7 protein-coding genes are annotated in these 12,341 nt (G+C 41.3%); 4 read left to right on the top strand and 3 right to left on the bottom strand.

Translation table 11 applies throughout. The features are described from left to right. Window positions 1-11 precede the first annotated feature (11 nt). The gene (locus ACTUJY_RS01480; protein ID WP_463614262.1) at window positions 12-767 is read left to right on the top strand and encodes a general secretion pathway protein GspB; all 756 of its coding nucleotides are present in this window, start codon (window positions 12-14) and stop codon (window positions 765-767) included. An 85-nt stretch (window positions 768-852) separates the two neighbouring features. Beyond that, a complete protein-coding gene (locus ACTUJY_RS01475) occupies window positions 853-1,380 on the top strand; it encodes an SRPBCC family protein (RefSeq protein ID WP_463614261.1) in 528 nt (175 codons plus the stop codon). A gap of 56 nt (window positions 1,381-1,436) precedes the next feature. Here ACTUJY_RS01475 and ACTUJY_RS01470 read toward each other — a convergent pair whose 3' ends face one another. From ACTUJY_RS01470 to ACTUJY_RS01460, 3 genes are all read right to left on the bottom strand, one after another. Then, a complete protein-coding gene (locus ACTUJY_RS01470) occupies window positions 1,437-3,746 on the bottom strand; it encodes a putative bifunctional diguanylate cyclase/phosphodiesterase (RefSeq protein WP_463614260.1) in 2,310 nt (769 codons plus the stop codon). A 95-nt stretch (window positions 3,747-3,841) separates the two neighbouring features. Next, window positions 3,842-5,269, bottom strand: coding sequence for a 16S rRNA (cytosine(1407)-C(5))-methyltransferase RsmF (gene rsmF / locus ACTUJY_RS01465; RefSeq protein WP_463614259.1), 1,428 nt, complete (start codon window positions 5,267-5,269; stop codon window positions 3,842-3,844). Between the two features lie 39 nt (window positions 5,270-5,308). Further along, entirely contained in the window at window positions 5,309-6,496 is a 1,188-nt protein-coding gene (locus tag ACTUJY_RS01460; RefSeq protein ID WP_463614258.1) for a hypothetical protein, read from the bottom strand. A 330-nt stretch (window positions 6,497-6,826) separates the two neighbouring features. Here ACTUJY_RS01460 and ACTUJY_RS01455 point away from each other — a divergent pair, with 330 nt between their 5' ends. Together ACTUJY_RS01455 and ACTUJY_RS01450 are read left to right on the top strand one after the other, a co-directional pair. Beyond that, on the top strand, window positions 6,827-9,928 hold the full coding sequence (locus ACTUJY_RS01455; protein ID WP_463614257.1) for a CHASE domain-containing protein: 3,102 nt from the start codon (window positions 6,827-6,829) through the stop codon (window positions 9,926-9,928). Window positions 9,929-9,933: 5 nt separating this feature from the next. Further along, window positions 9,934-12,279, top strand: coding sequence for an EAL domain-containing protein (locus ACTUJY_RS01450; RefSeq protein WP_463614256.1), 2,346 nt, complete (start codon window positions 9,934-9,936; stop codon window positions 12,277-12,279). The last annotated feature ends 62 nt before the right edge of the window (window positions 12,280-12,341 follow it).

Here is a 12,341-nt window from a genome sequence, read left to right as displayed (position 1 = left end):
AGTGTTGAACCATGTCCATTTTGCTGAATGCCTTGAACAAGTCTCGTGATCAGGAAAGCGATGACGAGATCGAAAAATTGATCGAAGCGCCAATTGATGAAGCCGAAAATGCAGAGCCAACGAACATGCCAATATCTGCAACACCTAAATGGCTGTTCGCGTTATTGGCAACCATTGTGATTCTCTTGTTGATGATTTTGGTTTTATTGCTAACCGAACGTTGGTCGACGAATGAGCCATTAACCGCGGTAGAAATTAAAAATGACTCGATATCTTTAGAGACAGATACAAACATTCCTGTGCATTCTAAGCCAATAGACATGCCCAAAAAGCGTCAACCAGATGTTGAAGATGAAGCGTTAGCGTTTGCCCAATCAAATTCAATTTCGTTGGAGTACTTCGAATCCTATCAGCCACAACGGACCAAACCTCAAGCGAATCGACAGAAAGAAAAAGCGGTAAAACCGGAGAATAAACAAAAAGCGGAATCGACATCGACTAAAAGTGCATTGAAACGCAATAGTTTAAATCGTGATTTACCCATCAAAACGATGGAGCAGCTTACGCATGTCGAACAAATGATGGTTTCGGAAGTGAGTATTGATGCGCATGTATATTCCGAACTAGCGGAACAACGCTTTGTGTTTGTCAAAGGAGCGCTTAAGCAGGAAGGCGATCAATTGGTTAACAGTTGGTATTTAGATTCCATTGAACCAGAAGACATTATCATTAACAATGGGGTATTGCGAGTGCGTGTTAAGCCCTAGTACCCGTTAGGCTATTGTTCCTATTGGTCGCTTGCGCATCTCTTTAACCTGATTCATAAAATGAATAAAAATAAAGGGGAATAGAGTGAAAACTCTTAAATATTTGGTAATGTCGGTTATTGCTATTGTTGCTGTCGTTATAATTATCGGCTTCAGTTTAGAGTCCAAATTTGAGGTTACGCGCAGTATCGAAATTCGTTCCAATGTTTCGCACGTATTCCGTTTTATCGAAGACTTTGAAAAATGGAAACAATGGGGTGTCTGGTTTGAACGGGATCCGGGAATGACGGTGGCGTACAGCGGAGAGCCTGGTACAGTGGGTCATAAATCCAGCTGGAAAAGTGAAAGCCAAGGCAATGGTGAAATGATTGTTACCGAAATTAAAGCGGGCGAATATCTCAAGTATGATTTGATCTTTGCGGATATGGGCATGAGCTCGATAGGTGAAATAGTATTGAAATCCGAAAATGGAGTCACTCGTGTGACCTGGAAAGACTCGGGAGATGTTGGGAGTGATATTGTTGGACGTTATTTTATTTTGTTTATTGACGGATTGATTGGGCCAGATTTTGAAGCTGGACTTGAAAAACTTAAAATACTTGCGGAGCGGTGAATTTGTGCAGTTCGCACACTGGATGGGGGCTAAGATTGCTAATTTGATTTCACTTGTTAATTTTCAGTTTCTTTTGAACGATCCGTTTTCGCCCCCTCGTGCGAATTACTTTCGCAGTGTTTGGCAAAAGATACCAACTCCTCTGGCAGTAGAGGTTTGCTAAAATAATACCCTTGAATCTCGTCGCATCCATAATTCAGCAATAGTGATAATTGCTCTTTCGTTTCAACGCCTTCGGCAATGACTTTCATATCCAAGTTCTTTGCTAAGTCAATAATCGTACGGATGATAGAGCGGTCCGCTTCATTCGAATTAATGTTATCAACAAACGACTTGTCGATTTTTAATTTATCAATGGCAAAGGATTTTAAATAAGATAGCGAAGAATAACCGGTACCAAAGTCATCAATAGAAACTTGTATCCCCATTTCATGCAATTGCTGAAGTATACTGATTGAACGATCGACTTCGTGCATCAATACGCCTTCGGTAATTTCCAACTCCAGGTTTTGAGCGGGAATACCGGTTTCTAATATTGTTTTTTGGACCGTTGAAATAAAATCGTGGTGTAGGAATTGAAGTGGTGAAATATTGACTGCGCAAACTAGGCTACCTACCTGTTCATCGATCCATTGCCGGGTTTGTCGACACGCTTCGTAAAGTATCCATTGGCCAATTTCTATGATAAGCCCACTTTGCTCCGCGATGGGTATAAATTCCATTGGTGAAATAAACCCTTTACAGGGATGCTTCCAGCGTACCAGTGCTTCAACCCCTCGCATTTCTCCATTATTTCCAGATACTTTAGGTTGGTACATTAAGTAGAATTGATGGTTGCTTTGGGCAAATCGAAGATCGACTTCCATTTCAAGCCAGTGTTTTTCTGATTCTGCCATTGCTTGATTGAACTCACAAAGCTGATTGCCTCCACGACGTGCAATGGCGTAAGCGGTGTCGGCATTTTGCAAAACAGCGTTGATATTAACGTTGTGCTCTGGGTAGTAAGATGCGCCGATGCTTAAGTGTAAATAAAAATGGCCGTGTGTGTTTGCAATAAAATTCAACATGGCTTGCTGAATGTTGTTAATGAGTTCTTGCGTTAAGTCTCTTACGGGCTGTTTGGCCTTACACTGAACTAATAAAACGAATTTGGCACCGGTGAAACGATACAGTTGAATGTGATAAGTTTGCTTTTTAAAAAGAATTAAGCTGTGTTGAATTCGCTCTTTGATCGATAAAATAATTTGATCGCCAACTTTAAAGCCATGTGAGGCAGTAACCTGACTGAAACGGTCAATACCAAATACGACAGCCGCCATTTCGCATTGTGGGTGTTCCTGAGTCCATTGACTGGCATCCATTTCCATTTTACGACGATTAGGGAGTTCCGTTAAAGGATCGTTAAAAGCCAGAAACTCCAGCTCTTGTTCAGCGAGTCGTCTTTCAGTAATGTCTTCCAAATATAAATTAAGTGACTGTAGATCTTGAAGTTTATGTAGCGTCGCGAAAAAGTGTTTATCATTAATGGTTTGCTGCCAGGATAATTGTTCTTTATCGGATTGCATTAGCGCTATTAGAGATTGCTCAGTTTTTTCAGTGAACAGGGAATGCTTTAGTTCGAGCTCTGTATTAAACCATGCGGAATTTCGATATTGTATTTGTCCTTGCCAGTCCAGACTGGCTACGGGGTTTGGATTCCGCTCGATAAAATTAGCAAGTCGCTTTTTTTCTTTTGCATCTTTTAATCGCGTTGTAAATTGAGCACCGGTTATCATCGCGATAATTAAAATAACAATGGAAAATGTGGCGACCAATGTTGACATGCTATTTAATTGTAGGGCGCTGTTGTTTTGGCCGTCTTGAACTTGTTGCTTAATATTTTCAATCAAATCCTTGAGTAAGGGCCGGATTTGATTACCGTATTCAGTGAGTTGGCTTAATATGTCACGTGCGTTATCCCAACGTCGACTGCCGATTTCGCGTTGATTGAGCGTTTGATGCAATTGTTCGGCTAATGTGCTGAGTTGTTGATAGAGCACTTGAAGTTGAGATATGGTTTCTTTTGGTAATGGTTGGGTTTTTAAGTAGCTCAAGTGCAAGTTGATGCTCTTATAATTGTTTTCCAAATTGTTTTTCAAGATGACATTGTCTTCCGTTGCATAGAACTCATATAAAATTCGCTCGTGTTCGGTAAAGGCCTCACTTAAAGCAGAAACACTTTGAAACATAGGAATATCTTGATTGAGCAGGAGCAGGTTATTTTGATTGACGTTCATGCCTTGGCGGTAAATTTGAAATGACAGGGCGGCACCTAGCAGCGTGAGGGATAGATAGAGCGCTATTATGGAAAGACGAGGTTTGATCATGCGATCAGCTGCTTTTAACTCAAATTGAGTAAAAGTATAGTTGCTTCACGCGTATTTTCGAGGATATCTCGGTATGACGATAATATTTTAAGGGGTTAAATCGCTACAGGATTATCGCGTACCAGTGCTCGTGGTAAATTATTTTTTATTTTCTGCTGAACTCGCTTTCCTAATCCGAGTGGACAATGGCGGTAACTCAATAAATATTCCCCTTTACCGTCTTTCGGTAAATCCAGGTACAGATCTTTACCTTGGCAAAAGTTGTTGGCCTGTTCATTGGTTAATTCGACACGTTGCTTGTTAAACGCCTCACCAAAGGCAATGGCAAAATCGTGCTGGGTGCGCAAAGAATGTTTATGAATTTCGGCTACTTTACATCCGGCTCGATCAATTTTTATCTGGCTGGCAAGGGATGGAGTGGCATCTGGAAAATACCAGATAGTATCGTTTCTTTGATACAGGTTATTTTTAATGCTCGATATGTCGAAACCAAAGTGTTGTTGATAGTAACTTTCGAGTTGCTGATAAATTTTGCGAGACGGTGGGGCGAAAGGCCAAGATCGTGCTGGTTTTGCAGGCTCTAGCGCTGCATCCTGATCTTGTTTGCGAAAGGCTGCAACAAAAAAACCTTCGGAGTCGTAGATGTGTGGAAATACGTGCAGATAACCTTCCGGTGTTACACATTGCGCGGCTTCTGGGAATAAGCCTGTTAAATTGCAGAGGGTGATATCGGTATACTGCTCGAGTAATTGCTGACAAACCTGCTGATTTTCCTCCTCTGATAAGGTGCAGGTTGAATAGATCAAAACGCCCCCCGGTTTTAATGCACGATAGGCGCTTTCAATCAATTGCTTTTGCAACGTCGAGAGCTGCTTAAGTGCATCCAAACTCCAGTTTTTCATTGCGTCTGGGTCTTTGCGGACGGTTCCTTCGCCGCCACAGGGCGCATCCAACAGAATGGCATCGAATGTTTCATTACAACGTTCACCGAAAAGACGGCCATCGTGATGGGTTAAGCACACATTGACCACACCGCATCGTTGAACATTGGAATGCAGCCCTTTCAGGCGACTGCTGGACAATTCATTGGCTACCAGCGTACCCTTGTTGTGCAGGTAACTGGCAAGTTGTGTGGTTTTAGAGCCTGGGGCGGCGGCCATATCAAGCAGCAAGGCAGGTTGATCCGCTAGGAATTGCAGAGCAGCAGCGGGTAACATAGAGCTGGCTTCTTGAATGTAATAAAGCCCTTGCAAATGATCGATGTAATTCCCTAACGGAAACTCTTGCTCGTCTTTCTCGCTTCTTTTTAACCAAAAACCATCAGTGCACCAGGGAATAGGTGTTAATTGCCAACCAAGCTCATTGGCGCGTCGTTTAAAATCTTCTGTTTTAATTTTCAGTGTGTTCACACGAATACTTTTGCGCAGTGGTGTTTCGCAGGCACCTAGAAATGCGTCCAGTTGCTCTTCGGGCAACGATTGACTGCGAATGTGATCAATAAACTCGGTCGGTATATAGGCCATGACTTTGAAACGACAGCTAAAAGCACGCTATTTTACTCGTCACTGGCAACCAAGCCAAGTTCGTGCCTTATCACCATGCTGTGACATCAATGTTTTTGCACCTTCTAACGCGACGCGTTTTCGTTCCGGGCTTAACTGTTCGAGTGCCGCTTGTTGCAGATTCTTTAATTGACGATAAGTATAACGATAGCTGTCAGCGTTTTGATAACATCCACTGCGTGCCAGCCCCAACTGATACTGACTCCAGCTGGCCAGTTCTTCCCAACGTTTTTCCGATTCCAGCCAGCTTAAATATTCTCGATATTCACCAAATTGGGCGGCTTTTTGTAACCAACTCGGTAAGGGAGGTAAGTCAAGATTGATATTTTTACAGTGAGATTTTAAACAGTTGGCAATGGCAAGAAATTCGAGTGGTGTTTGACTGGAGTGGTTTTGACTCAGCTTGACGCCCTCTAACACTTCTTGTTCGTTTTTACTGCTCATTAACATTAGGGATAAACTGCGTAGTGAGCGTGTACTTTGTTCTGTTTTATGAATTTCGCGTAATAACGCTAGAGATTGCTCGGCCTTTAATTGATCACTTTTTCCTACCAACTGCGCCAAAGCTGAAGAATTATTGTTAATTAAGGCCTCTTTCATTTGCTTCAAATCTAAATTAAGCGCGAGATTCATGTCGTTGCAATTCTGTGAATAAATGGTTTGGTATTGTTGATTGCGTTCGGCAAAGGTTTGGAAGAACTGTTCTTCTTGTTCATTGAATGTTGAATTTTGCCTTTCTATGCCATTTTCAGCGCGTTCGTTATGCATGGTTCGTTGAATCAATGACCGGCAATGCAATTGGATCAATTCTAAAGCCAATATATGGTCCGGGCTGTTGGGTTCAGCTAATAGTATGGATGCGGCTGATAGCACGTCGCCTACCGCTAGAAACTCGGTCACATCGGACGGAACGCGCAGCAAGTCGAAAATAATATTCAGTTGTGAGAATGGATTAATCTTAATGTCATAGACCTCTACCCAGTTGAAGTTGCTCGTTATTGCTTCGATGGTTGTTTTAATTTGAGATGGCATTTTGTTTATACCGGGTAGCTGTTCCGAGCCGGCATTAACTTTAGGTGTTGATGCTGAATGGTATGGCGTTCGACTGGGGGCGAGATGTTTGGTTGCATAAATAAAGTATCCAACAAACATTCCAATTATGGTTAATACAATAATAATTTTACGCATATTTCGAGTGAACCTTTCGAACACGTCTTTTTTCGTAAAGTGTGTTTTATCTCGTTTATAGATGGATTTTTAGCGTACGGGCGCTAAATTTATTGTAACAGACTAGAAGTCACTTTTAGTTCTTTATACGGGTATCAGCTGCTCTTCATTTAAGGCCTCACCATTGTTAAGCCGTGTGCTAAAGAAGAAGTACTTATTGTTAATCAGGCAAATCATTTTGAGTAATGGTCAGTGATGTTAGACAAGTTAATGCGTCACAAAAGTGTGTACATATCGAGCCTGGCTTTTCTTTTGCTCTCAATTATTGTGCTGTTGACTTGGAACCAAAGCATGCAATCGGCCATAGCAAATGCCGAACAACGGTTTCAATTTGAAGCAAAAGAAGCCTTACTCGCAATCCAGCAAAGACTATTAGCCTACGAAGAAGTATTGTTGGGTTGTGTTGGATTGTTTGCTGCGAGTGAAAATGTATCGCGTATTGAGTGGCATGCGTATATCAAGGCTTTAAAATTAGATACACGATATCCCGGGATACAAGGGGTTGGGTATTCGCAAGTTATCGATCGGAATGATAAAGCTAAGTTCATTGCGTCGGTTCGCAAACAAGGGTTTGTTCAATTTAATATTTGGCCGCAGAGTGATTTGGATTTTATTACTTCGATTGTTTATATAGAGCCTTTCGATTGGCGAAATCAGCGAGCCTTTGGTTACGATATGTATACTGAGCCGGTGCGGCGTGAGGCAATGAGTCGAGCTCGTGACAGTGGTGAGTCATCCGCTTCGGGTATTGTGCAGTTGGTTCAAGAAACCGATATCGATATTCAGGCAGGCTTTTTAATGTATCTACCTGTGTATCGAAAAGACAGCGAATTGCAGACTTTAGAGCAAAGGCGTAATGCGATTTTGGGATTTATACACGCGCCTTTTCGTATGAAAGATCTCATGCAAGGTATTCAAAACGAACATACCTTAGCCGAATTGGATTTGGAAATTTACGAAGGTAACGAAATATTACCTGAAAAGTTACTCTTTAATAGCGAATTGCAATCCGTTCATTCTACGTTTTCATTTGTATCAAAAATCCAATTTGGCGGCCGAAATTGGACCATCTTGTTTCGCTCCTTGCCTGAACTGGGCAAGACTATTGATTACAACACACCTCTGGTTATATTAGTCAGTGGTTTCATCATCAGTGTCTTATTTTCTTTTGTACTTTGGGCATTAATGCAGAATCGACAAAGAGCGAAAGCTTTGTCTGTATCGAATCATGAGCTGAAGAATAAAATCATTGAAAAGCAAAAACTGGAAAAGCAATTAAGTGATGCCAGAGATGAAGCGGAATCCGCAAATAAAGCGAAAAGCGAGTTTTTAGCCAATATTAGTCACGAATTAAGAACGCCTTTAACTCTTATTTTGGCTCCTTTAGAACAGTTATTACGAAGCAAGGGTGATATTCAACTTCATAAAAAGCACATTCAGCGTGTTGAACGAAATGCGCTGTTATTATTAAACCAGGTAAATGATATCCTTGATTTTTCAAAAGCGGAAGCAAAACAATTTGAGTCAATTTGGGAGCAAATCTCGCTTGTTGAATTTATTCCAAAGTTAATTGCAGATGCATTACCAACGGTAAAAAGTAAGGGGTGTGAGTTAATCTGTGAAGTTGACCCGCGATTAGAAAGGGTTATTTTAGATACTTATTTTCTAGAGCGTATATTGTTAAATCTATTATCCAATGCATTGAAGTTTACTCGAACAGGGGATTGGATAAAAGTATCTGCCAATATTATAAATGATTATCAACTGGAAATACTGGTAGCTGATTCAGGCGTAGGGATTGCGAAAGAACAACAAGACAAGCTTTTTAAACGATTTCATCAAGTCGATTGTTCCACTACGCGAAAAGTCGGTGGTACTGGCATTGGCTTGGCATTGGTTAAAGAGATGACGGAATTGATGCATGGAACGGTCAAGTTGGAAAGTGAGTCTGAAAAAGGCACCGCTGTTAGTGTTGTATTACCTTTGTTGCATTCTAGTGAAGCAACTAACGTTCAATCAAAATATGACGAACCTCTCCTGCAACCAAGAAAGCTCCAAAAACGCCTTCGGGAGCTTCGATTCTCGGGTTGTGATTTACAGGCAACACCTCCTAATGCTAATAACGAAAGTATGCAACTTCCGGAATTATTGGTTGCCGATGATAACGTTGATATGCAGGAATTTCTCAGGGAATTATTAGCGGACGAGTGGCATGTTTATTCAGCTAACGATGGTGTAGAGGCTTGGCGTTTTTTAAATGAACATCGTGTTGATGTGATTCTATCGGATGTAATGATGCCAAACATGGATGGGTTAACATTGGTAAAAAAAATCAAGCAATCTCCAAAACTGTATGACATTCCGGTTATTTTATTGACAGCACGAGGTAGCGAAGAGGCGCGCATTTTTGGTCTGGACAGTGGTGCCGATGATTACCTAGTTAAACCATTTGTTCCACAAGAGTTAATGGCTCGAGTTACGGCAGCGCTGCGTATGTCGAATATTCAACATCAATTAAGAGAACAATCTCGTGAAGCGGGTATGGCAACGGTAGCAACTGGGGTGATTCACGATTTGGGCAATGCGTTGAATGGTGTCACGGTTTCCACCGGTATTATTCGTGAAATAATAAGACGCTCTAAAGCTTCTAACTTGGAAAAGTTGGCACAACTTTTCCAAGAACACATACATGATTTGCCGTCTTTAGTTTCTATGGATAATAAAGGTAAGGAAATCGTCGCCTTTTTGAATGAGCTCAGTGCCCAGTTAAGTGCCGAACAAGACGAGTTGCAACGAGAAAGCAGTGAGTTGTATAGCCTGGTAGAGCATGCCATTGGTGTCGTGGACGTTCAAAAATCCATATCCGAAAAAGTAAAATCAAATTATTCACGCATCACAGCGAACGAACTGATGGAAGTGGCTTTAAATTGCGTTTTTTCTACCAAAGGCGATGCTTCTATTGAAATCGTTCGAAACTACCACTTTCAAGGGAAGTTGGAAATAGATCGTCATAAAGTGATACAAGTGTTGATTAATTTATTAACCAATGCCAAAACTGCACTTGCAGATAATCCTTTTTCGAATCGAAAAATTCAAGTTTCAACCGAACGTATTGATGGCGTCGTGCTTTTTCAAGTATGTGATAACGGTAAAGGTATTGCGCCAGATGTTTTGCCAAAAATATTTAATCAAGGGTTTACTTCGAGCGAAATACCGGGCCATGGTTTTGGGCTGCATTCGAGTGCTAACTGGGTTAAGGATTTGGGCGGTCGGCTTGAGTGCTATAGTGCCGGTATCGGTAAGGGCGCTCAATTTTTGCTATCGGTACCCATTCACGATTATGCTGCTGTAAAGCTTGATGACCATTACCACACAATCGATCATGAAAGTTGAATATAATGAATACAAATAGTAACGCAATAACCACTGTTGCTAACGACTCTTTAAATCGTCGCGTACTTATCGTTGATGACAATGCCAGTGTTTTGAGTGCTTTCAGGAAAATATTGAGTGGAGAGCACTATCATAGTTCATCAAAGTTAAGCACATTGGAAGCTACTCTATTCAATGAGAAGCGAGATGATAAGGAAATTGCACCGAAATTTGATGTCACGGTATTGGATAATGGTAAATCGGCTTGCCAGTTAGTAGAAAGAACCATGCTCCAACGAAGGTATTTTTCCGTAGCTTTTGTTGATATGCGAATGCCAGGTGGTTGGGATGGTTTAAAAACCATTAAGGAGTTATGGTCTCTCGACCCAGATCTTCCAATCGTTATATGTACCGCGTTTAGTGATTATTCATGGAGTGAAATTGTCGTACAATTAGGATGCAGTGAAAAACTGTTTGTGTTGCACAAGCCTTTCGAAGCGATAGAAGTTTTACAACTTACGACGGCCTTATGTGAAATGCGCCGACTTTCTCAAGCTCACTTTTCTGAGGTTCGATATTTAAAAAAACAAGTTATAGAACAAGAAAAGGCGCTCGATATTGCTCATAATATCAGTCAAAGCTATAAGCATCGACTGACTTATGAAGAGCAGCACGACCGCTTAACTAACCTGCCCAATCGATCTCAATTTGAACGAGAAGTATCCATTATCTTAAATCAGACAGTGGATACCAATATTATTCATGTTTTAATGATATTGGATATTGATCGCTTTAAATTGATTAACGAAAGCTATGGTCACGAAGTGGGTGATGAATTTTTAAAAGCGCTTTCGTCTCGAGTGGTTTCACATATTCGTGATGACGATCGAGTGGCGCGATTTGGAAATGATGAGTTTGTCATTTTTTTTCAAAATATAGAAACACAAAATGATGTGTTCATGTTAGCCAATAAATTACTGGGGATTTTTAAGGAACCATTCATTCTTCGTGACGTTGCTAGGCCAAAGCTCGAGGCGATACAAACCACTGCGAGCTTGGGTGTTGCACTTTTCTCAAGAGATGGTCGTAAGATTTCACGATTGTTAAAAAATGCTGACATTGCACGCCACCAGGCAAAGTTAAAAGGTGGCAATTGTTTTCGTGTGTTTGAACAGGAAATGGAAGAAAGAGCGCAATTACGATTTAATATGGAGAGTGCTTTGCGCAAAGCCTTGAAAAGGGATGAGTTCGAAGTGTATTTTCAACCCAAAGCGAATATAAAAGATGGCTATATTTGCGGAGCAGAAGCATTACTGCGTTGGCGACAAAATGGGGGAAATATTGTAACTCCAGATAAATTTATTCCGTTAGCTGAAGAAATTGGACTCATTTTACCAATAGGAGAGTGGGTATTAAATCGAGCTTGTGAGCAGGCATTAATCTGGAATAAATACTCAAGTCAAAGATTATCGGTGGCTGTAAATCTTTCCGTTCGACAATTTCAATCACAGAATATACAGGCTCTGGTTAACACTGTACTTGAAAGCAGTGGTTTGCCCGCTGAATTGTTAACGCTGGAATTAACCGAAAGTTTGTTGATGGAAGACTCCGACAAAATGATTAAAGAGTTGAGCGCATTAAAGGATATTGGCGCCTGGTTATCGTTGGATGATTTTGGAACTGGCTATTCGAGTTTGTCGTATTTAAAACGTTTTCCGATCGATGAAGTGAAAATCGATCGAGCTTTTATTATGGATATTACTCAAAGTGTCAGTGATGCATCGTTGGTACGCGCTATTATTGCAATGGCGCACTCGCTGGGAATGCGAACGGTGGCCGAAGGCGTCGAAACAGAAGCTCAACTGGCGTTTATTCGAAAACATTGTTGCGATATGCTTCAGGGGTATTTTTTGAGTCGCCCCCTAGCTTCTCAGGATATGTTGCAGTTTGTACAATCACCTCGACTGTTGCCTAAACCACACGACTCTAACCAATCCATAAGAACGTTGTTAATCGTGGATGATGAAGTGCCGGTTTTAAAAGCATTACAACGAGCGCTTCGTAAGTGTGACTATCGCGTGTTGACGGCCAGTAGTGGTCATGAAGCGTTGGAACTGTTGGCTTTGTATCCTGTTGAGGTAATTGTTTCCGACACCCATATGCCGGGAATAACCGGTATTGATTTGCTAAGACGTGTTAAAGCATTGTATCCGGAGGTAGTGCGTATCATGCTCTCTGGGCAGACGGAGGTCGACTCTTTGTCACAGGCAATTAATGAAGGCGCGATTTTTAAATATCTGTCCAAACCGTGGAACAATGAGCAGTTGTTTCAGATGATACAAGAGGGATTTGATAGCTATCGGCAACGATAGCTAGAAAACAGTGCGTTTGGACGCTTGACCGAACATTGGGAGCCTTTTGGCTCCCTTATGAG

It is taken from the genome of Pleionea sp. WD8-19, from assembly GCF_055326765.1.
The sequence above is the reverse complement of the archived record's forward strand: the minus strand, read 5'-3'. Positions and strand labels throughout refer to the sequence as shown.